19 protein-coding genes are annotated in these 20,393 nt (G+C 70.9%); 10 read left to right on the top strand and 9 right to left on the bottom strand.

What is annotated here, in order from left to right:
- The 5 genes from BJY18_RS02255 to BJY18_RS02275 all read right to left on the bottom strand — a co-directional run bounded on the left by BJY18_RS02255 (position 1) and on the right by BJY18_RS02275 (position 6,823).
- Positions 1 to 1,284 carry an extracellular solute-binding protein gene (locus BJY18_RS02255; RefSeq protein WP_184777249.1) on the bottom strand — a complete coding sequence of 428 codons (1,284 nt, stop codon included), beginning with the start codon at positions 1,282 to 1,284 and terminating at the stop codon, positions 1 to 3.
- Between the two features lie 69 nt (positions 1,285 to 1,353).
- Positions 1,354 to 2,490: a lactonase family protein gene (locus BJY18_RS02260; RefSeq protein ID WP_184777251.1), complete on the bottom strand. Its 1,137-nt coding sequence runs from the start codon at positions 2,488 to 2,490 to the stop codon at positions 1,354 to 1,356.
- Between the two features lie 45 nt (positions 2,491 to 2,535).
- A complete protein-coding gene (locus BJY18_RS02265; RefSeq protein WP_184777253.1) occupies positions 2,536 to 3,927 on the bottom strand; it encodes a GntP family permease in 1,392 nt (463 codons plus the stop codon).
- On the bottom strand, positions 3,924 to 5,519 hold the full coding sequence (locus tag BJY18_RS02270; protein ID WP_184777255.1) for an N-acyl-D-amino-acid deacylase family protein: 1,596 nt from the start codon (positions 5,517 to 5,519) through the stop codon (positions 3,924 to 3,926). Before BJY18_RS02270 ends, BJY18_RS02265 begins: the two co-directional genes overlap by 4 nt.
- The gene (locus BJY18_RS02275; protein WP_184777257.1) at positions 5,519 to 6,823 is read right to left on the bottom strand and encodes an amino acid deaminase; all 1,305 of its coding nucleotides are present in this window, start codon (positions 6,821 to 6,823) and stop codon (positions 5,519 to 5,521) included. Before BJY18_RS02275 ends, BJY18_RS02270 begins: the two co-directional genes overlap by 1 nt.
- 111 nt (positions 6,824 to 6,934) lie before the next feature.
- Here BJY18_RS02275 and BJY18_RS02280 point away from each other — a divergent pair, with 111 nt between their 5' ends.
- The 3 genes from BJY18_RS02280 to BJY18_RS02290 are packed head-to-tail and all read left to right on the top strand — an operon-like array spanning position 6,935 to position 9,065.
- The gene (locus tag BJY18_RS02280) at positions 6,935 to 7,927 is read left to right on the top strand and encodes a sugar kinase (protein ID WP_312873708.1); all 993 of its coding nucleotides are present in this window, start codon (positions 6,935 to 6,937) and stop codon (positions 7,925 to 7,927) included.
- A complete protein-coding gene (locus BJY18_RS02285; RefSeq protein WP_184777259.1) occupies positions 7,924 to 8,682 on the top strand; it encodes an IclR family transcriptional regulator in 759 nt (252 codons plus the stop codon). The genes BJY18_RS02280 and BJY18_RS02285 overlap by 4 nt, the downstream gene beginning before the upstream one ends.
- Positions 8,682 to 9,065: a RidA family protein gene (locus tag BJY18_RS02290; RefSeq protein WP_184777261.1), complete on the top strand. Its 384-nt coding sequence runs from the start codon at positions 8,682 to 8,684 to the stop codon at positions 9,063 to 9,065. Before BJY18_RS02285 ends, BJY18_RS02290 begins: the two co-directional genes overlap by 1 nt.
- A gap of 70 nt (positions 9,066 to 9,135) precedes the next feature.
- On the opposite strand, the gene BJY18_RS02295 is transcribed toward BJY18_RS02290, so the two are convergent.
- The 3 genes from BJY18_RS02295 to BJY18_RS02305 form a co-directional block, all read right to left on the bottom strand.
- The gene (locus tag BJY18_RS02295; protein WP_184777263.1) at positions 9,136 to 10,134 is read right to left on the bottom strand and encodes a 1-aminocyclopropane-1-carboxylate deaminase; all 999 of its coding nucleotides are present in this window, start codon (positions 10,132 to 10,134) and stop codon (positions 9,136 to 9,138) included.
- Positions 10,131 to 10,778: a GntR family transcriptional regulator gene (locus tag BJY18_RS02300; protein WP_376774635.1), complete on the bottom strand. Its 648-nt coding sequence runs from the start codon at positions 10,776 to 10,778 to the stop codon at positions 10,131 to 10,133. Before BJY18_RS02300 ends, BJY18_RS02295 begins: the two co-directional genes overlap by 4 nt.
- 327 nt (positions 10,779 to 11,105) lie before the next feature.
- Entirely contained in the window at positions 11,106 to 11,465 is a 360-nt protein-coding gene (locus BJY18_RS02305) for a DUF1844 domain-containing protein (RefSeq protein WP_184777267.1), read from the bottom strand.
- 256 nt (positions 11,466 to 11,721) lie between these two features.
- On the opposite strand from BJY18_RS02305, the gene infC reads away from it, so the two are divergent.
- From infC to pheT, 6 genes are all read left to right on the top strand, one after another.
- Positions 11,722 to 12,276, top strand: a complete 555-nt coding sequence (gene infC / locus BJY18_RS02310) for a translation initiation factor IF-3 (RefSeq protein ID WP_184784366.1) — start codon at positions 11,722 to 11,724, stop codon at positions 12,274 to 12,276.
- A gap of 72 nt (positions 12,277 to 12,348) precedes the next feature.
- On the top strand, positions 12,349 to 12,543 hold the full coding sequence (gene rpmI, locus BJY18_RS02315; RefSeq protein ID WP_184777269.1) for a 50S ribosomal protein L35: 195 nt from the start codon (positions 12,349 to 12,351) through the stop codon (positions 12,541 to 12,543).
- A 69-nt stretch (positions 12,544 to 12,612) separates the two neighbouring features.
- Positions 12,613 to 12,990 (top strand): 50S ribosomal protein L20, encoded by a 378-nt coding sequence (gene rplT / locus BJY18_RS02320; RefSeq protein ID WP_184777271.1) that lies wholly within the window; start codon positions 12,613 to 12,615, stop codon positions 12,988 to 12,990.
- On the top strand, positions 12,987 to 13,799 hold the full coding sequence (locus BJY18_RS02325; RefSeq protein ID WP_184784367.1) for a TrmH family RNA methyltransferase: 813 nt from the start codon (positions 12,987 to 12,989) through the stop codon (positions 13,797 to 13,799). Before rplT ends, BJY18_RS02325 begins: the two co-directional genes overlap by 4 nt.
- A gap of 404 nt (positions 13,800 to 14,203) precedes the next feature.
- Complete coding sequence (pheS, locus tag BJY18_RS02330) at positions 14,204 to 15,259, top strand: phenylalanine--tRNA ligase subunit alpha (RefSeq protein WP_184777273.1); 1,056 nt, start codon at positions 14,204 to 14,206, stop codon at positions 15,257 to 15,259.
- Positions 15,259 to 17,847 (top strand): phenylalanine--tRNA ligase subunit beta, encoded by a 2,589-nt coding sequence (gene pheT, locus BJY18_RS02335; protein ID WP_184777275.1) that lies wholly within the window; start codon positions 15,259 to 15,261, stop codon positions 17,845 to 17,847. The genes pheS and pheT overlap by 1 nt, the downstream gene beginning before the upstream one ends.
- A 59-nt stretch (positions 17,848 to 17,906) precedes the next feature.
- Here the strand turns inward: pheT and BJY18_RS02340 are convergent, their stop codons facing one another.
- Positions 17,907 to 18,596 (bottom strand): DNA alkylation repair protein, encoded by a 690-nt coding sequence (locus tag BJY18_RS02340; protein ID WP_184777276.1) that lies wholly within the window; start codon positions 18,594 to 18,596, stop codon positions 17,907 to 17,909.
- A gap of 178 nt (positions 18,597 to 18,774) precedes the next feature.
- Between BJY18_RS02340 and BJY18_RS02345 the strand changes: the two genes are divergently transcribed.
- Positions 18,775 to 20,307 carry an alpha/beta hydrolase gene (locus tag BJY18_RS02345; RefSeq protein ID WP_221458362.1) on the top strand — a complete coding sequence of 511 codons (1,533 nt, stop codon included), beginning with the start codon at positions 18,775 to 18,777 and terminating at the stop codon, positions 20,305 to 20,307.
- Positions 20,308 to 20,393 lie beyond the last annotated feature (86 nt).

A 20,393-nucleotide genomic window follows, 5' to 3' on the forward strand; every position in this document is an offset into this window, starting at 1 on the left:
TCAGCCGAAGTTCTTGTTCATCGCCGCGGCCGCGTCGGCGAGTGCGGCGGCCGGCTCCTTGCCGCCGGTCGCGATCTGCTGTACCGCCGTCGGCAGCACATTTTGGCTGTCTATTTTGGACCAGCCGGGGGTGGCGGGCACGAACTTCGTTCCCGCGGAGAGCGTGTCCACGAAGGCCTTGAGGGAGGGGTCGTTCGCGGCGAGCTTCTTCTGCACGCTCGTCAGCGTCGGCAGGTTCCCCATCGCGGTGTACATCTTCTCCTGGTACTTCGGTCCGGCCAGCAGCTGCGCGAACTGGACCGCCAGCCCGTGCCGCTGGCTGGCACCGAAGACGCCGAGAAGGTTGCCGCCGGCGAACGCGGGTGCGATCGAGCCCGGCTTCGTGCCCGGCAGCGGCACGATCGCGTACTTGCCCTTCACCGTGCCCTGTTCCACAGCCTTGCGGTTGAAGTCACCGCCGATGACCATGCCCGCCTTGCCGCCGGCAAACGCGGTGACGCTCTGGGTGCCGGTGAGGTTCGCACAGGCCGACGGCGGGCAGATGTCGTCCTTGAGCAGCGCGGAATAGCCGGTGAGCCCTTCGGCTGCCGGACCGGACTCCAGTGTGGACGTCCACTTCCCATTGTCCTGTGCGGCCACGTCACCGCCGTTGGCCCAGACGAACGGGAGCATCGCGTAGGTGTACTTGCCGCCGGTGGCGATGCCGTAGAGCTCCGGCTTGGCGGCCCGGATCTTGCGCGCGTCGTCGGTCAGCTCGGCGAGCGTGGACGGCGGCTTCAGGCCCAGCTCGGTGAACACGTCGGTGCGGTAGTACAGCGCGCGGATCCCGGTGTACCAGGGCAGGCCGTAGGTCTTGCCGTTCGCCTTCGCGGTGTCCAGCACCGACGGCAGCAGGTCCTCGCCCTGCGGCCAGGACGCGATGTCGCCGGACAGGTCGGACAGTGCGCCGGTCTCGGCGTAGCTGGCGACGTCGGTGTTGCCGAACTCGGCGAGGTCCGGTGCGTTGGCCGGATCGTTGAACGCGCCGGAGAACTTGTCGGCGCGGCCCTCCACCGGGACCCACTGCACGTCCACGTGGACGCCGGAATGCGCGGCTTCGAACTCGGCGGCGGCCTCCTTCACCGCGGCTTCCTTGGGGGCGCGACTGGCTTCGTCGAACAGCCAGACCCGCAGGGTCCCGGTCTGCTCGTCACCTCCAGCTCCGGCCGGACCGGATTGGGCGGGGGCACAGCCGGCCAGCAACGCGAGCGCGGCGAACGCGGGCAGGGAACGACGCAGTCTCATGGGAACTCCCGGATAGCTGGTCGTGAGTGGCGACGCCGGTGAGAACCGGCTTCGCCACTCACGAGGGGATCAGGCGAAGAAGACCGAGTTGACGCTGGGTACTTCGAGGGAACCGGCGACCGAGCCGGGCAGGCCGGTCGCGGGGTCGCGGGGCAGCCAGGTGACCGTGCCGGAACGCTGGTTGGACACGTAGAACCAGCCCTCGTCCGGATCGAGCGCGAGATGCCGTGGCCAGTTGCCCCCGGTGTCCACACTGGACAGCAGTTCCAGCCCGGCGCCGTCGCCGTCCACGGCGAAGGTGGCGATCGTGTTCGGCCCGCGCACGGTGGCGTAGGCGAACTTCCCGTCCCGCGACACTGCGATCTCGCCCGGGAAGAGGTCGCCCGTGCTGCCGTCGGGCACGGCCGGGACCACTGCGAGCGGGGTGAACTCGCCCTTGTCGGCGTCCCAGCCGGCCACGGTGATCTCCGGCCGCAGCTCCTGGGCGAGGTAGGCGTGCTTGCCGTCGGGATGGAACGTCAGGTGCCGCGGCCCCGCGCCGGCCGGCAGCGTGACCTGCTTGTGCAGGGAGAGTTTTCCGGTCCCGGCGTCGAGCGCGTAGACGTAGACCGAGTCGGTGCCGAGGTCGACCGCGAGCACCCACTGGCCGGACGGGTCGTTCACCACCTGGTGGGCGTGCGCCTCGCGGTCGGTGCCGGTGTGCTGCTGAAGGTCGGTGGCCTCGCCGAGCTTGCCGCCGTCCTCGATCGGCAGCACGACCACGCTGCCCGAGCCGTAGTTGGCCGCCAGCACGTATTTCTGGCTGGCGTGCACGGAAAGGTGCGTGGGCGCGGCACCCTTCGACGACACCGAGCCGAGCAGCTTGGGCTCGCCCGCGGTGCTCACGTCGAGCGCGGAGACCGTTCCGTCCGGGTCGCCTTCGTTCGTCACGTACAGCGTGCGGCCGTCGGCGCTGCGGTCGAACCACGACGCGTCCGGCACCCCGGGGACCGTCCGCACCGCCGACAACGCCGGCTCGGTGCCGGCCCGGGCGACCACGTCGAGCCCGTGGCCGGTCGGCGGGGTGCTGGTGTAGCTGCCGACGTACGCGGTGGTCCCGGCACGCGGGCCGGACAGCGCGGCGTTCGCGAGCGGGGCGCCCAGCACGCCGGCGGCCCCGGCGGCGCCGGCCGCGCCGAGGAACGTGCGACGGGAAACTGCGGCCATCGGATTCTCCCTGCTGTCGTCCCGGGTGGTTCAGACCAACTTGGTTCAGACCAATGCCATCACCAATGCTGCCACGCCGAAACCACTCAGGGAAAGGACTGTTTCCAGGGCGGTCCAGGTTTTCAGCGTCTGGGTCACGGTCAGCCCGAAGTACCGGGACACGATCCAGAACCCGCCGTCGTTCACATGCGAGGCGATGATCGACCCGGCGGAGATGGCGACCACGACCAGCGCGAGCTGCGGCTGCGAGTAGTGCAACTCCAGCACCGTGGGCGCGACGATGCCGCCGGTGGTCACGATCGCGACCGTGGCCGAGCCCTGCGCGATGCGGAGGCCGCAGCTGATCACGTACGAGGCGAGGATGACCGGCAGCCCGGCGTCGCCGAGTGAACCGGCCACCGCCTTGCCGATCCCGGTCGCGGACAGCACCGCACCGAAGAACGAGCCCGCGCCCACCACCAGCAGGATCATCGCGACCGGGCGCAGCGCGTTGGCCGAGAGCTGGGTGAGGTCGGCGCCGGTCATGCCCCGGCGGCGGCCGAGCAGCCACGAGGCGAGCAGCGTCGCGATGGTCAGCGCGATCGCCGGGGTGCCGAGGAACGCCGCGACGCCGGCGGCAGCCGAGCCCTTCGGCAGCAGGATGCTGCCGAACGTGCCGAGCAGGATCAGCACGAGCGGCACCGCGATGATGCCGCCGACCAGCGCCAGCGACGGCGGGGTGCGGACCTCGTCCTCGTCGTCGCCCGCCAGGTTGGCGAACTCCTCGGCCAGCGGGACGTTCACCCGCTTGCCGATCCAGGTGGAGTAGAGGATGCCGCCGATGAACCAGGCCGGGATTCCGCACACCGCGCCCATCAGGATCAGCCAGCCGAGATCCACGTGCAGCAGCCCGGCGGCGGCGACCGGACCGGGATGCGGCGGGATGAACGCGTGCGTGATGGACAGCCCCGCGATCAACGGCATCGCGTACAGCACGATCGAGCGGCCGCCCTGTTTGGCCGCCGCGTAGACCAGCGGCGCGAGCACGAAGATGCCGATGTCGAAGAACACCGGGATGCCGAAGATCAACCCGGACAGGCCCATCGCCAGCGGTGCGCGCTTCTCGCCGAAAGCCCGCAGCAGCGCGGACGTCAGCACGCGTGCGCCACCGGATTTCTCCAGGATCGAGCCCAGCAGCGTACCCAGGCCGATGATCGCCGCGATGTGCCCGAGAATGCTGCCGAAGCCCTTCTCCAGCAACGAGTCCGAGGTCTTCTGCGCGGTGCCGACCAGCGTGCCCACCGGGACTCCCGCGGCGAGCGCGGTGAGCAGCCCCACCACGATCAGCGCGATGAACGGTTCGAGCTTGACTTTGATGATGAGCACGAGCAGCAGCGCGATGGACACCGCGGCCAGGGTGAGCAGGCCGCCGGTGGTGGTCTGCAGCCAGTCGATCATCTGCCCCTCCCGGGGTGCCGAAGGGAGTGCCCGGCGAGCGCGCCGGTGGGGTGGGTGTCCTCGAGCGCGGCGACGCCGTTCACGAAGACGTGGGAGATCCCCGCGGCGGCTTGCCGCGGGACGTCGAACGTCGCGGTGTCCGAGACCGTGTCCGGATCGAACAGCACCAGGTCGGCGGCGTAGCCGGGGCGGATCAGGCCGCGGTCGGTCAGCCCGAGCCGCCGTGCCGCGCGCCCGGTGAGGTGCGCGATGCAGTCCGCCAGCTCGAGCACGCCCAGCTCGCGGACGTAACGGGCGAGGTAGCGCGGGAACGTGCCCCACGCGCGCGGATGCGGCCGGTCGCCCACGAGCAGGCCGTCCGAACCGCCGGTGTGCGTGCGGTGGCGCATGATGGCCCGCACGTTCTCCTCGTGCCCGACGTGCATCAGGCAGGAGGTGCCGAGCCGCTCGTTCAGCAACGTGTCGAAGTACAGCTCGGCCGGGGCCTTTCCGGCGGTCCGCGCCGATTCGGCGACGCTGTGGCCCACGAGCGCGGAGTTCTCCGCCCGGCGGACACCGTTGATCTCGATGGCGTTCCAGTCGATCGGCACGCCGTGCGCACCGTCCGAACCGGACTCCTCCAGCGCGATCCGGATCCGTTCACGAGTGTCGCGTTCGGACAGTCGCGCCAGCGTCGGCTCCAGCCCGCCCTCGGTGGCCCAGCTGGGCAGCAGTGCGGACAGGTAGGTCGCGCCCGGCAGGTACGGGTAGGTGTCGAGAGTGATGTCGCAGCCGTCGTCGAGCGCGTCGTCCAGCAGCCGCAGCAGATCCGGTGCCTTGCCTTTGTTGACCGAGAAGTTCATGGTCGCGTGCGCGAGATGCAGCGGGCAGCCGGCCCGGCGGGAGACGTCGACCATCTCCGCGAACGCATCCAGCGCGCCGGCGCCGTAACTGCGGTGGTGCGGGCTGTAGTAGCCGCCGCGCTCGCCGGCCACCCGGCACAGCTCGACCAGTTCGTCGGTGCTCGCGTACATCCCGGGCGTATAGGTGAGCCCCGACGACAGGCCGAACGCGCCTTCGGCCATGCCGGTCGCGATCAGCTCCTTCATCCGGTTCAGCTCGGCTCCGGTGGCCGGCCGGTCCGCCCAGCCGACCGCCAGCATGCGCACGGTGCCCTGCGGTACGAGGTAGGCGGCGTTCACCGCGATGCCCCGGTCGAGCCGGTCGAGGTACTCGCCGACCGACCGCCAGTCCCAGGCGAATCCCGCCGGATCGTCGTTCCAGCCGGCGAGCTGCTGCCGCAGCACGGCCAGCACCTCGTCGTCCACCGGCGCGTAGGAGAGGCCGTCCTGACCCAGCACCTCGGTGGTCACGCCCTGGCTCACCTTGGCGAGGTGGTCCGGCTCGGCCAGCAGCTGAAGGTCGGAATGCGAGTGCATGTCGACGAACCCGGGGGAGAGCACCAGCCCGGTGGCGTCCAGTACGCGCCGCGCCGAGAGCGTGCCCGGTTCGCCGACCTCGGCGATCCGGTCGCCGGTGAGCCCGACGTCCCGGCGGGTCACCGCGGCTCCCGTTCCGTCCGCCACCTGCGCGCCGCGGATCACCAGATCCATCAGAACCACGTCCGGACGAAGTCGGTCACGGTCTCGCCGTCGGCGTCCACCACCGGCAGCAGCGGCCACTTGTCGAACGTCGTGCACGGATGCGACAGCCCGAGCCGCACCCAGTCACCGACCTCCACCGGTGAACCGGCCGGCAGGATGAGGAAGGCGTGCTGGTCGTTCATCTTCGCCACGGTGTGCCCGGTCAGGTCGGTGAGCACGCCGCCCTTGCGCAGCTGCTGCGGTTCGGGCATGCCCTCGTCGTAGGGCAGATCGCGCTTGCCCGCGGTCAGCAGGGCCAGCTCATCCGACGGCTTCGACGTGACCTGCGCCCACGCGTGCAGTGCCGGGTGGAGCGTTTCGACACCGGTGATGCGCGGATGCGCGCCGAGAGGCGAGATCTCGCGGTAGAAGCCGTCGTCGTGGGTGAGGTAGGCGCCGCTGCGCAGGATCGGGAGCACGTCGAGGCCACCCGGCCACGGCTTCGTCAGCTCGTCCACCACGCGGTCGAAATAGGCGCTGCCGCCCGCGGTCACATAGACCTGGCCCTCGGCGAGCAGGCCCTTCCCGGCAAAGGTGACGGCCAGGTCGCGCAGACCGTCCACATAGGAACTGATCTTCGCCAGCGCCGTGTCGTCGGTGTGGTGCGAGAGCGCGCCTTCGTAACCGCCGGTACCCCGCAACCGCAGGGCCGGGCTTTTCGCGACCGCTTCGGCGACTGCGAGCGCCGTCGAGGCGTCGCGCACGCCGGTGCGTCCGCCGTCGGCGCCCAGCTCCACCAGCACGTCCACCGGCCGCGGCGAACCGGCGAGCGCGGCGGTCATCAGCTCGACTCCGCGCACGGAATCGACCCAGCAGACGAACTCGAAGTCCGGGTCCGCGGCCAGTTCGGCGGCGAGCCAGCGCAGTCCCGACGGGTCGACGAGCTGGTTCGCCAGCAGCACCCTGGACACCCCGAAGGCACGGTAGATCCGCACGTGCCCGGCGTTCGCGGCGGTGATGCCCCACGCCCCGTGCGCGAGCTGGCGGGCGAACAGTTCGGGCGCCATGGTGGTCTTGCCGTGCGGAGCGAGGGCGATCCCGCGTTCGGCGCACCACCGCGCCATGGTGGTCAGGTTGTGTTCCAGCGCCGCCGCGTCGAGCACCACGAACGGGCCGAAGAACCCGTCGGTGAACAGGTTCGCGCGCCGGGCCGCGGCCTCGTCGAGTGTGAGCCCGGCGAGCGTGGGCGCGATCGAGCGGAACCGCCAGTCGATCCGTTCCGCGCGCCCGGCGTGGACGGCGGCGTCGAGAGCGGCGTTGCCGGAGCTGTTCATCAGAAGACCTCGGTTGCGTATATTGCAACGGACGTTGCGCAAAATGCGTTGCATAGGTGTAGCATCCGGGTCGCCACTGGTCAACGGGGTGAAAGAACGGGGAATGCAGCTGTGACCACCAGTCCGACCGGTGCGCCGGAGGTGCTCTGCATCGGCGAGTCGATGGCCTTGTTCGTGCCGGCCGAACCCGGCCCGCCGGACGAGGTCCGGACCTGGCTGCGCACGGTCGGCGGAGCCGAGTCGAACGTCGCCTCGCACCTGCCCGCGCTCGGCGTGCCCAGTGCGTGGGTCAGCGCGGTCGGTGACGATCCGTTCGGCCGCGCGATCGTGCGCGAGATCGCCGCCGCGGGCGTGCACGTCGGCGCGGTGGTCGTGGATCCGGCCCGGCCGACCGGGTTGTACCTCAAGGAATCCGGCGCGAGCGGCAGTCCGGTGCGTTACTACCGGTCCGGTTCGGCCGCCTCCGGGATGGGGCCGGAGCTGATCGGGCAGCTGGACTTCTCCGGAGTACGGGTGCTGCACCTGTCCGGTATCACGCCCGCACTGTCGGACAGCTGCGAAGCACTCGTGCGCGCGCTGCTGGACATGCCGCGTGACGAACTGCTGGTGTCGTTCGATGTCAACCATCGTCCGGCGTTGTGGACCGGCCGCGACCTGTCGATGCTTCGTGAACTGGCCGGGCGTGCGGACATCGTGCTCACCGGCGACGACGAAGCCGAGCGGGTGTGGGGAACCGGCGACGCGCTGCGGCTGCGGGAACTCCTGCCTGGTCCGCATACGCTCGTGGTCAAGCACGGCGAGCACGGTGCGACGCTGGCCGAAGGCGACGAGGAACCGCTCTTCGCGCCGGCGCTGCGGGTCGACGTGGTCGAGCCGGTCGGTGCCGGAGACGCGTTCGCCGCCGGATTCCTGGCCGCCACGCTGCAGGGCGCGGATCCGCGTACCCGGCTGCGCCGCGGCCACCTCCAGGCCGCCGCGACGCTGCTGACCCAGGACGACGTCGGCGTTCCGCTGCCGCAGCCGGTGATCACGGCGCTGTTGACCGCGGACGCCGAGGGCTGGGGCGCCGCACGGTTGACCGGGGAAGGGGTGCTGGTCACGTGAGCCAAAGCCTGGATCGCGCGTTGACCGTGCTCAGCGGTCTCGCCCGGGGCGCACGGACCCTCGACGAACTGGCCGAGGAGATCGGCGTCCACAAGACGACGGTGCTGCGCCTGCTGCGCACACTGGAGTCGCACCATTTCGTACGACGCGAAGGCGCGCGGCATTACCGGCTCGGGAGCGCCCTGTTCGACCTCGCCAGCCAGGCGCTGGAGGACCGGGACGTACGCCGGAGTTCACACGAGGCTCTGGCTGCCCTGAACGTGCGGACGGGACACACGGTGCATCTCGCGTCTTACGAAGACGGCGAGGTCGTGTACATCGACAAGTACGAAGGTCACCACTCGGTGCGGATGTATTCGCGCATCGGCAAACGCGCGCCATTGCACTGCACCGCGGTCGGCAAGGTGCTCGTCGCCGCCATGCCTCCGGCGCAGCGCCGGGAGATCGCGCACGGGATGGATTATCCCAGCATGACACCGAATACGATCGTCACGCCCGAGGCCTACCTGGCGGAGCTCGAGCAGGTGCTGGCGCGTGGGTACGCCGTGGACAATGCCGAGCACGAGGACTTCATCCACTGCATCGCGGCGCCGGTACGCGGCGCCGGGGGCGAGGTGCTGGCCGCGGCGTCGATGTCGGTGCCGAAGGTCCTGCTCGACCACGACGGCCTGCTGGCACTCGCCCCCGAGCTGCTGGCGGCCACCGGGGAAGCATCCGTCCACAGTGGATGGACGGGGAACGGAAAGGGGCAATGATGGGCAAGACGGCCTTCAGCACGCGGAACGCGCCGCAGCCGCCGGCGAAGTTCTCGCAAGCCGTCCGCAAGGGAAACATCCTGCAGGTGGCCGGCCAGGTCGCGTTCGACCCGGCCAGCGGTGCGGTGGTCGGCGAGGACGTGGCGGGCCAGACCCGCCAGGCGTTCAAGAACATCGAGGCGATCCTCACCGAAGCGGGCGCGAGCTGGGCGGACGCGGTGATGGTGCGCGTGTACCTCACCGACACCGGCCACTTCGCGCCGTTCAACGAGGTCTACGACGAGCTCATCGGCGACGCCCCGCAGCCCGCCCGCACCACGGTGTACGTCGGCCTGCCCGCGGGTCTGCTGGTGGAGATCGACGTCCTCGCGGTCCTGGACTGACCGGGCTGCCCGGCCGGTGCACCTGCGCCGGCCGGGCGGTATCCGCGGACTTCTCCGCGCGGCTGGGTGGTCAGCCGAGCACGCTCGTGTAGGCGTTGATCGCGGGCTGCCCGCCCAGGTGCGCGTACAACACGTTCGACTCGGCCGGGATCTCCTTGCGCCGCACCAGATCGATCAGGCCGGCCATCGACTTCCCCTCGTACACCGGGTCGGTGATCATCGCCTCGCAGTGCGCGGCGGTCCGGATCGCCGCGAGCGTCCGCTCGTCCGGGATGCCGTAGACACCCGCGTGGTAGCGCTCGTCCAGCACGACGTTCCCGATCTGCCCTGCGCCCAGCAGATCCGCGGTGTGCTGGGCGATCCGGCCGATCTGGGCCCGGGTCTCGGCCGGTTTCGCCGAGGCGTCGATGCCGATGATCCGCCGTGGCCGCCCGCTCACCGCGACCCCGGCCAGCATCCCGGCCTGGGTGCTGCCGGTGACCGAGCAGACCACGACCGTGTCGAAGAAGACGCCGAGTTCCCGTTCCTGTGCCTCGAGTTCCAGGATCCAGTTCGCGAAGCCGAGCCCGCCGAGCCGGTGGTCCGAGGCGCCAGCCGGGATCGCGTACGGCCGTCCGCCGCCGGCTTCCACCTCCGCCAGCGCCTGCTCCCAGCTTTCCTTGAACCCGATGCCGAAGCCGGCGTCGACCAGCCGCACGTCCGCGCCGAGCATCCGCGAGAGCTGGATGTTGCCGACCCGGTCGTGCAGCGGATCGTGCCAATCGACCCAGCTTTCCTGCACCAGCACGGCTTTCAGGCCGGCGCGGGCCGCGGCCGCCGCGACCTGGCGGGTGTGGTTGGACTGCACACCGCCGATGGACACGAGGGTGTCGGCGCCGTGCGCGAGCGCGTCCGCGACCAGGTACTCGAGTTTGCGGGTCTTGTTGCCGCCGAAGGCGAGTCCCGAGTTGAGGTCCTCGCGTTTGGCCCACAGGGCGGCGCCGCCGAGCTGCCCGGTCAGCCGTTCCAGGCGGTGCACCGGGGACGGCCCGACGAGCAGCGGGAAACGCGGGAAGTCGGCCAGGCTCACGAATCCTCCAGGAGTGCTTCGAGATCGGTCCAGATGGTCGAGGTGACCCGGGCGGCGGTGGCGCCGTCGCCGGCCTCGAGTGCCGCGACGAGCTCGTTGTGCCGCTTGACCGAACGCTGCGCGGGCAACGAGCTGAACCGCGCGTATTCGAGCCGCCGCAGCAACGGTGTGTACCGCCCGAGCGTCGCGGCGACCGCGCGATTGCCGCACGCGCGCACGGGTACGTCGTGCAGTTCGTCGTCCGCCTCGATGGCGGCGCCGACATCCCCGCTCCCGACCGCGGCGGCGAACCGCTCGTTCGCCGCACGCATCGCGGCGATCTGCGCCGGCCCGAGCCGGGGGAGCGCCTCCCGCACGGCGAGTTCGTGCAGCGCGCGCACCAGCCGCACCGCGTCCCGCACGTCGTCGGCGTCGAACTCGGCGACCCGCGTGTAGCTCTGCGGCTTGGAGACGACGAGCCCGTCCTCGGCCAGCCGCAGCAGCGCCTGCCGTACCGGCGCCCGGGAAAGCCCCAGCTCCTCGGCGAGGTCCGCGTCCCGCAACGGAGCGCCCGGCGCCAGGCTGCCGTCGATGATCGCGTGCCGGATCCGCTCGTACGCCGCATCCCGCAGCAGCGACCGGGACACGCGGGGGAGGGTGCTCACATCTAACATGTTAGATGTGAGCACTGCCGTCCGGCAAGCTCTATCGGGCCGGTGTCTCGCGCTCTGTCGCCCGGCTTCTCGATGACTGCGACGGCGCTGTGTCGCCCGGCTTCTCGATGACTTCCGCCGGGCCGTGCCTCGCGGCGGAATTCTCGATGGCCCGTCAGGGATGTCGCCCGGCGGCACCCGGGCCCGGGTGCCGCCGCGGACTCGTGTGTCGCTCACTGGGCGAACACCGTCCCAGTGCCCGGCGATTCAGCCCGGCGCCGTCCGCGGCGTGCGCCTTCGCCCGTCCCGGCCGTCCACCTCTGCCTCGGAAGCGGTCCCTCAGTAGACCGGCCCGGTGTACTTCTCGCCCGGCCCCTGGCCCGGCGGGTCGGGGACCGCGGACGCTTCCCGGAACGCCTTCTGCAGCGACTGCAACCCGTCGCGCAACGGGCCGGCGTGCAGGCCCAGGTATTCTGCCGACGCGGTGACCAGCCCGGCGAGCGCGGTGATGAGGCGGCGGGCCTCGTCGAGGTCGCGGTGCGGCGAGCGTTCCGGGTCGGCGTCGGCCAGGCCGAGCCGTTCGGCGCCCGCGGACAGCAGCATCACGGCCGCGCGGCTGATCACCTCGACGCTCGGAATGTCCTCCAGGCTGCGGTCGTCCGGGGAATACGGGGGCGGTGAAGAAGGTTGTTCTGACACGTCTGGTACCCTTCCACGAGCGACCAGCCCCCGAGCGATCGGGGGCGGCAAGTGGAGCCCCGCTCCCACCCGCGCCGCCGCCTGAGGTGGCCGGGTCCGGTCTCGCCGAGGTGGTCGGATGCGGTAATGGCATCCTCCCGTCCCGGCGATCGGAGACAGAGCGGGCCCCGTGCACCGGCAGCAGCCGGCGCCGGGGCCTCAGTCTTGTGGGCACCAGGTCGAAACGAGAAGAAGTCACTCGGACCAAGGAGGCCCCATCAGCTCCGATACACGCATCAACGAACGCATCCGGGTGCCGGAAGTCCGGCTCGTCGGTCCCAACGGCGAGCAGGTCGGCATCGTCCGGATCGAGGATGCGCTGCGGCTTGCCCAGGAAGCGGACCTCGACCTCGTCGAGGTGGCCCCGCAGGCGCGCCCGCCGGTGGCCAAGCTCATGGACTTCGGCAAGTTCAAGTACGAGAGTGCGCAGAAGGCCCGTGACTCGCGCCGCAACCAGCACCTCACCGTCATCAAGGAACAGAAGCTGCGTCCGAAGATCGACCAGCACGACTACGAGACCAAGAAGGGTCACGTGTCGCGGTTCCTGGCGGCCGGCAACAAGGTCAAGGTCACGATCATGTTCCGCGGGCGTGAGCAGTCGCGGCCCGAACTCGGATACCGGCTGCTGCAGAAGCTCGCCGACGACGTCACCGAGCTCGGTTTCGTGGAGTCGTCCCCGAAGCAGGACGGCCGCAACATGATCATGGTGCTGGCGCCGCACAAGAACGTGAAGCCGAAGGCGGCCAAGGCCGAAACGGCGCCCGAGGCCTGAGGCCGGCGCCGACCAGCACAGTCAGCGGCACACCGGGGCACCGGTGTGCCGCCGCACGGAAGAGGGACAACCATGCCGAAGATGAAGACGCACAGCGGCACGTCGAAGCGGGTCCGCGTGACCGGCTCGGGCAAGCTGCGCCGCCAGAAGGCCGGCCGCCGCCACCTGATGGAGAAGAAGTCCAGCCGCGTCACCCGCCGTCTCGAGGGCACCACCGAGGTCGCCCAGAACGACGTCGGCCGCGTCAAGCGCCTGCTCGGCCGCTGAGCTTCTCCCCGCACACTTTCCCGACCACTCCGGGGTCACCGCACCCCCCGAACCCGACAGGATGGACCAGTGGCACGCGTCAAGCGGGCGGTCAACGCCCAGAAGAAGCGTCGCGCGACTCTCGACCTGGCCAGCGGCTACCGCGGCCAGCGCTCGCGGCTGTACCGCAAGGCCAAGGAGCAGACGCTCCACTCGCTCAACTACGCCTACCGCGACCGCCGCGCGCGCAAGGGTGACTTCCGCCAGCTGTGGATCACCCGGATCAACGCGGCCGCTCGTGCCAACGGCGTGACCTACAACCGGTTCATCCAGGGCATCAAGGCCGCGGGTGTCGAGGTGGACCGCAAGATCCTCGCGGACCTCGCGGTCAACGACGCCGCCGCCTTCACCGCGCTCGCCGAGCTCGCCAAGGCGAACGTCAACACCGGCGAAGCGAAGTCGGCCTGACCGGCAGTCTCTTCCGGCCCGGGGCGGTCCCGTTCACCGAACGGACCCCCCGGGTCGTTGCTGCGCGCAAGCTGATCCGGCGCGCGGAACGTGAGAAGACCGGCCGTTTCCTGGCCGAAGGCGCGAACGCCGTCGAGTCCGCACTGGCCCACGGCACGGTGCACGAGCTCTTCGCCACCGAACGAGCCGCGGCCGCCCACCCCGTGCTGCTCACCGCCGCCGCCGATCTTGCCGTGCCGGTGTCCCCGATCACCGACCGCGCCGCGGCCGGTCTCTCGGAAACCGTGACGCCCCAAGGGATCGTGGCGGTGTGCACGGTGGTCGACCGTCCACTGGAGACAGTGCTCGCCGCGGCCCGTCTGGTGGTGGTCCTCGTGGACGTGTCCGAACCCGGCAACGCGGGCACCGTGATCCGCGTAGCCGACGCCGCCGGCGCCGACGCGGTCCTGCTGGCGGGCGACACAGTGGACCCGCACAATGGCAAGAGTGTCCGATCCGCGGCAGGCAGCATCTTCCACATCCCGCTGGCCCGGACCCGCGACGTGCCCGCTGCGCTCACTGCCCTGCGCGCAGCCGGCTTGCGCACCTTCGCCGCCTCCGGCTATGCCACGACTTCGCTGGAAGCCCTGCGCTTCACCACGCCGGTGGCCTGGCTCTTCGGCAACGAGGCCCACGGCCTTCCCGTCGACGTCCTGGCCGCAGCCGACGAGTCGGTGCGAATCCCGTTGTACGGCAAGGCGGAAAGCCTCAACCTGGCCACCGCGGCCGCCGTGTGCGTCTACACCACCGCGATGGCCACTCACCGCTGACATCCTCGCCTCGACGACGTGCCCGGTCTCTTCAGCGTGCCCCGCAACAGCGTCTGCCGACCGAGAACGGCTGGGCTGGGACCGGCGCGGTCCGGGCGAGCGCAGTCCGCGCCTGCGACGCGGCCGTCCTGCCCCCGTGCGGGTCGCACCACGGCTGACACGCCCAGCCCGACACCAGGCGCAGCAGTCACCCGATGTGCTTACTGCCGGCTGGGTCGCCGGGGGCGTTGACCCACGTCGGTCAGCGCCGGCGACGAAGTCGAGCCGGTGCGGCCGCTGCGGAAGCGGAGGGTGACCGGCCGGGGCCGGCGGCCGATCCACTAGACTGAGCTGCCCGATGAGCACGTGTGGCGGCCTGCCCGCGTGCCGCCGACCAGACCAGTCCCAGCGGACGCCGAGGAGTCATGTCCGGAGCCACAGAAAAGCCGGTCGACGTGCTCGCACCGGAGACCCTGCGTGCGGCGATCAAGGCGGCCGAGGAGGCCTTCGCCGGCGCGGCAGACCTGGACGCGCTCGCCGCCGTCAAGCCGGCCCATCTCGGCGACCAGTCACCACTGCTGCTCGCCCGCCGGGAGATCGGCGCGCTGCCCAAGCAGGAGAAGGCCGACGCCGGCAAACGGGTCAACGAGGCGCGTCAGGCCGTGCAGTCCGCTTTCGACCAGCGCCGCGTGGCGCTGCAGGCCGAGCGTGACGAGCGGGTGCTCCGCGAGGAGACCGTGGACGTGACGCTGCCGTGGGACCGCGTCCCGCGTGGCGCCCGGCATCCGATCAGCACCCTGTGCGAGCGGATCGGCGACGTCTTCGTCGGCATGGGTTACGAGATCGCCGAAGGCCCGGAGCTCGAGGCAGAATGGTTCAACTTCGACGCGTTGAACTTCGGCAAGGACCACCCGGCGCGCCAGCTGCAGGACACCTTCTACGTCGGCGAGGAGGACTCCGGTCTGGTGCTGCGCACGCACACCTCGCCGGTGCAGGCCCGCAGCCTGCTGCACCGTGACCTGCCGGTGTACGTGGTGTGCCCCGGCCGGACGTACCGCACCGACGAGCTGGACTCCACGCACACCCCGGTGTTCACCCAGGTCGAGGGCCTCGCGGTGGACAAGGGCCTGACCATGGCGCACTTGAAGGGAACCCTGGACGCCTTCGCCCGCGCGATGTTCGGCGAGCGTTCCCGGACCCGGCTGCGCCCGCACTTCTTCCCGTTCACCGAACCCTCCGCCGAGGTGGACGTGTGGTTCGAGGAGAAGCGCGGCGGCGCCGGCTGGGTCGAATGGGGCGGCTGCGGCATGGTCAACCCGAACGTGCTGCGCGCCTGCGGCGTCGATCCCGGCGTGTACTCGGGTTTCGCGTTCGGCATGGGCGTCGAGCGGACCCTGCAGTTCCGCAACGGCATCCCGGACATGCGCGACATGGTCGAGGGCGACGTGCGGTTCACCCTTCCCTTCGGAACGGAGGCGTAGTGCGAGTCCCGGTGAGCTGGCTGACCGAGCATCTCGACGTGGATGCCGAGGTCACGCCCCAGGACCTGGCGGACGCGTTCGTGCGGATCGGGATCGAGGTCGACGAGCTGAGCGAGCTCGGCCCGGTCACCGGCCCGCTCGTGGTCGGGCGGGTGGCCGAGATCGAGGAGCTGACCGGCTTCAAGAAGCCGGTGCGGTTCTGCCGCGTCGAGGTCGGCGAGGAGCCTGATCCCGCACCCGAGGAGCCGGCGGAGTCCGAAGAGGACGACGAGGACGACGAGGACGGCGACCAGGCCCAGGACGGCCGGATCGAGAACGAGGGCCCGCACGGCATCAAGACCCGCGGCATCGTGTGCGGCGCGCGCAACTTCGCCGAGGGCGACCTCGTCGCGGTCGCGCTTCCCGGTGCCGTGCTGCCGGGTGACTTCGCGATCGCCTCGCGCACGACCTACGGCAAGGTCAGCGACGGGATGATCTGCTCGGCCAAGGAGCTGGGCCTCGGCGACGACCACACCGGCATCCTCGTGCTTCCCCCGGGCGCCGCGAGCCCCGGCGACGACGCCCGCGAGCTGCTCGGTCTCGACGACCACGTCATCGAGGTCACGCCGACGCCGGATCGCGGCTACGCGCTGTCCGTCCGCGGCCTGGCCCGCGAGCTGTCCAACGCGCTCGACGTGGCCTTCGGCGACCCGGCCTCGCTGGAGGTGCCGGCCGCCGAGGGCGACGCGTGGCCGGTGCGGGTCGAGGATCCGGAGGGCTGCCCGCGGTTCGTGCTGCGCCGGGTCACCGGACTCGACGCGACCGCGCCGACGCCGTGGTGGATGCGCCGCCGCCTGATGCTGGCCGGAATCCGGTCCATCTCGCTCGCGGTCGACGTCACCAACTACGTGATGCTGGAGCTCGGGCATCCGCTGCACGCGTTCGCGACCGGCTCCGTCCAGGGCGAACTCGTGGTCCGCCGGGCGAACGCGGGGGAGAAGCTCACCACCCTCGACGACGCCGAGCGCGCGCTGGACACCGACGACATCGTGATCGCCGACGACAGCGGCGTGATCTCGCTCGCCGGCACGATGGGCGGCGCGAGCACGGAGATCACTCCGGAAAGCACGGACGTGCTGCTCGAGGCCGCGCACTGGAACCCGGCGTCGATCAGCCGCACCGCGCGCCGGCACAAGCTGTTCTCCGAAGCGGCGAAGCGATTCGAGCGGTTCACCGACCCGGCGCTGTGCGCGGCCGCGGTCGAACTGGCCGCGCGGCTTCTGCGCCAGTACGGCGAAGGCGCGATTCAGCCCGGCCGCACCGACGTGGGCGAGGTCGCTGCGCACGAAGCGGTCACCATGCCGATCAACCTGCCCGACCAGATCGCCGGCGTGCGTTACGAGCGTGGCGTCACCGTGCGCCGCCTCGGCCAGATCGGCTGCAAGCTCCAGGTGCGGACCACCGACGAAGGGGTCTCGGTGGTCACCGCGGTACCGCCGAGCTGGCGGGCCGACCTGGTGCAGCCCGCCGACCTCGTCGAGGAGGTGCTGCGGCTCGAGGGCTACGACAGCATCCCGTCGGTGCTGCCCGCCGCGCCTGCCGGCCGGGGCCTCACCGACACCCAGCGCCGCCGCCGCGCCGTGTCGCGCGCGCTTGCGGAAGCGGGCTACGTGGAGGTGCTGCCGTTCCCGTTCGTGAGCGAAACGGTGTGGGACGCCTTCGGTCTGCCCGCCGACGACGTGCGCCGCTCGACGGTGCGGGTACGCAATCCGCTCGAGGCCGATCACGACCGGATGGCCAGCACTCTGCTGCCCGGCCTGCTGGAGACGGTGCAGCGCAACGTCTCCCGGGGGATCAAGGACGTGTCGCTGTTCCACGTCGGCCAGGTGGTGCTGCCGAAGCCGAACCAGCTCAGCGTGCCCGACCTCGGAGTCGAGCACCGGCCGAGCGACGAGGAGCTCGCCGTGCTCGAGGAAGCGGTGCCGGCGCAGCCGGAGCACGTTGCGGTGGTTCTTTCCGGTCAGCACACCCGTACCGGCTGGTGGGGCAAGGGCGAGCAGGCCGGCTGGGCCGACGCGGTGCAGGCCGCCCGGCTGGTGGCCGAGGCCGCGGGAATGCCGCTGACGGTGCAGGCGGCGGATCTCCTGCCGTGGCACCCCGGCCGCTGCGCGCAGCTGCGGGTGGGGGACTGGCCGGTCGGGCACGCCGGCGAGCTGCACCCGAAGGTGGTCGAGGCACTGGGCCTGCCACCCCGGACGGTCGCCATGGAACTCGATCTCGACGCCATCCCGCTGCCCGACTCGCGCCCGGCGCCCAGTATCTCGGCCTACCCGCCGGTGCTGCTGGACGTTGCGCTCGTCGCGGGCTCGGACGTGCCGTCGGCCGACCTCGCCGACGTGCTCCGCGAGGGCGCCGGGAACTTGCTCGAGGAGATCACTCTCTTCGACGTCTACACCGGTGAGCAGCTCGGCGAAGGGAAGCGCTCGCTCGCGTACAAGCTCCGCTTCCGGGCTCCGGACCGCACGCTGACCGTCGACGAGGCCACCAAGGCCCGTGACGAGGCCGTCGCCGCCGCAGGCGATCGCTTCGGCGCGACGTTGCGCGCCTGACCGGTGCCGCCCCTGTGCACCGCCGCACCAGGTGGTGCTCACGGGGGCGAGCCACTGGATCAGCCGAGGTGCTTCAGCGCCTCCCGGGTCGACAGTGCCGACAACGCGGGATGGGTGCGGACGAACGTCCGGACCCACTCGGGTGCGACCCGGGCGTGGTCTCGCAACGCCCACCCGATTCCCTTGCGCAGGAAGAAATCGGGATCTTCGGCGTTCGCCTCGAGCACGGTTGTGAGCAGCTCGTGATCGATCTCGTGCTTGGCGCCGACCTGGCAGATCACCGCGGCCCGCCGGCGCCAGCGGTCCGTGTCGAGGGCCCAACGCCGGACGACCGGCGTGGCTTCGGCCCGATACGCCCGCAGGATCGGACCGACCCTGCGGATCGCCAGCTCGTCGACGTAGTCCCACCATGCCCCGCTGACGATCAGCTCGTCGTACATCGGCAGCAGGCCGGGATCCTGCCACTGCCGATACGCGCGCTCCCCGCACAGCGCGATCGCGGCGTACCGCTCCTCGCGATAGCCGGCCTCCCGCCACAACTCGAGGACGGTCGCGATGAAGCTCACCCGATCCGGCAAAGGATGCTTGGCGAACACCGCCCTCGTGAGGATCGCGCGCAGCGGCTTCGGTACGCCGCGAAACGGCATTTCCGACTTCATGTAGGCCTGCATGGCCGGAGCGCGGTCCGCGTCCGCCAGCTCGGCCAGTCCACTTCGGACGGCGGCGACCAACTTGCTGTCCGCGGTCATTCGTGATCACCTCCGTTACGCCGTCTCCCCGTGAACGGGGGACGGCGCACCCCGCACCGGAAAGGACGATCGTGCTCGGTCGCGGGGAGCTCCGCCGGATGCTGGCCGCCCTCGGACGAAAAGGACCCCCGTGAGGAGAATCGCCGCTGTTCTCGCCGCAACGGCTGTCGGGGCCGCGATGCTGGCCCCACCTGCCGACGCGGCATCGGCCGACGCGGCGGGTTACGCGCCGGCGCCGATCGACTGGGGACCGTGCACCTCGGGCCGGCTCGCCGGCGCGGGTGCCGAATGCGGCTTCCTGGTGGTTCCCCTGGACTATGCCCGGCCTGGCGGAGAGACGGTGCGCATCGCCGTATCGCGGGTCAAGCACACGGCCGCGCAGTACCAGGGTGTGATGCTGGTCAACCCCGGCGGTCCGGGTGGGTCGGGTCTCGGCCTCTCGACGCTCGGCCGGTCCGTGCCGGACCACGCCGGTGACGGCTACGACTGGATCGGCTTCGACCCGCGCGGGGTCGGCGCCAGTGAACCGGCGATCACGTGCGATGGCGGGTACGCCTCCTATGACCGGCCGCAGTACGTGCCTTCCGTCCCGGGAGCCGAGCAGGCGTGGCGGGCGAAGGCGAAGGGCTATGCCGACGCCTGCGCCGGGAACGGTGCGATCCTCGACCACGTGAAGACCACCGACGTCGCCCAGGACCTGGAAAGCCTGCGCAAGGCGCTCGGCGAGACCCGGATCAACTACTACGGCTTCTCCTACGGCACCTACCTCGGCCAGGTCTACAGCACGCTCTACCCGGACCACGTGCGGCGCATGGTGCTCGACGGCAACGTGGATCCGCGCAAGGTCTGGTACCGGAGCAACCTCGACCAGGAGGTGGCCTTCGACCGCGCGATCAAGGAGTACTTCTCCTGGCTCGCGAAGTACGACGACCTCTACCATCTCGGCGGGACCGAAACCGAGGTGGAGAAGCTCTGGTACGAGCAGCGGGCACGGCTCGACCGTTCGGCGGCCGGAGGTGTGATCGGCGGCGACGAGTGGACCGACGTGTTCCTGCAGGCCGGCTACTACGTGTTCGGCTGGGAGGAGATGGCCGAGGCCTTCGACGGCTGGGTGCACCGCGGTGACTGGAAACCGCTCAAGGACCTCTACGACCAGACGAATCCACCCGGCGACGACAACAGCTACGCCGTGTACGCGTCGGTGGAGTGCACCGACGCGCCTTGGCCGCGCAACTGGAACCGCTGGCGCTTCGACGCCTGGCGGACTCATCTGCGTGCGCCGTTCGAGACGTGGGGTAACACCTGGTTCAACGCGCCCTGCGCCGACTGGCCCGCGAAGGCCGCGCGGCCGGTGCACGTAGATGGCGGGAAGGTCGGCGGCATCCTGCTCATCAGCGAGGAACTGGACGCGGCCACGCCCTATGCGGGCAGCCTCGAGGTGCGCGGAATGTTCCCCCGATCGAGTCTGATCAGCGCGCCCGGTGGAACGACCCACGCCGGCTCCCTCTCCGGCGTGGCGTGCGTGGACGACAAAGTGGCCGCCTACCTCGCGAGCGGCACGCTGCCGAAGCGCACCGAGGGCACCGGATCGGACGCCCAGTGCGAACCGGTGCCGCCACCGGTACCGAAAGCCGCCGGTGCCCGGCAGAAGGCCGATTCCGCGGCGCGCCAACCGCACCAGCGTGTGCTCGCCGGTCTGCCCCGGTCCTGAATCTTGGCTGGTGCTTCGGTTCGGTCCGCCCGGCCGCGGCACCCTCGGTCTCCGCTCGTCCATCGATCCCCCTCAGCCGTCTTCCG

Source organism: Amycolatopsis jiangsuensis, from assembly GCF_014204865.1.
GTDB lineage: Bacteria > Actinomycetota > Actinomycetes > Mycobacteriales > Pseudonocardiaceae > Amycolatopsis > Amycolatopsis jiangsuensis.

Excerpts from the sequence above, each read along its gene's own strand:
- BJY18_RS02275 (WP_184777257.1), bottom strand. The coding sequence starts at position 6,823 with ATGAACAGCTCCGGCAACGCCGCTCTCGACGCCGCCGTCCACGCCGGG.
- BJY18_RS02340 (WP_184777276.1), bottom strand. The coding sequence starts at position 18,596 with ATGACCGCGGACAGCAAGTTGGTCGCCGCCGTCCGAAGTGGACTGGCC.
- pheS (WP_184777273.1), top strand. The coding sequence starts at position 14,204 with ATGTCCGGAGCCACAGAAAAGCCGGTCGACGTGCTCGCACCGGAGACC.
- rpmI (WP_184777269.1), top strand. The coding sequence starts at position 12,349 with ATGCCGAAGATGAAGACGCACAGCGGCACGTCGAAGCGGGTCCGCGTG.
- BJY18_RS02270 (WP_184777255.1), bottom strand. The coding sequence starts at position 5,519 with ATGGATCTGGTGATCCGCGGCGCGCAGGTGGCGGACGGAACGGGAGCC.
- BJY18_RS02265 (WP_184777253.1), bottom strand. The coding sequence starts at position 3,927 with ATGATCGACTGGCTGCAGACCACCACCGGCGGCCTGCTCACCCTGGCC.
- BJY18_RS02290 (WP_184777261.1), top strand. The coding sequence starts at position 8,682 with ATGGGCAAGACGGCCTTCAGCACGCGGAACGCGCCGCAGCCGCCGGCG.
- BJY18_RS02345 (WP_221458362.1), top strand. The coding sequence starts at position 18,775 with ATGCTGGCCCCACCTGCCGACGCGGCATCGGCCGACGCGGCGGGTTAC.
- BJY18_RS02255 (WP_184777249.1), bottom strand. The coding sequence starts at position 1,284 with ATGAGACTGCGTCGTTCCCTGCCCGCGTTCGCCGCGCTCGCGTTGCTG.
- BJY18_RS02260 (WP_184777251.1), bottom strand. The coding sequence starts at position 2,490 with ATGGCCGCAGTTTCCCGTCGCACGTTCCTCGGCGCGGCCGGCGCCGCC.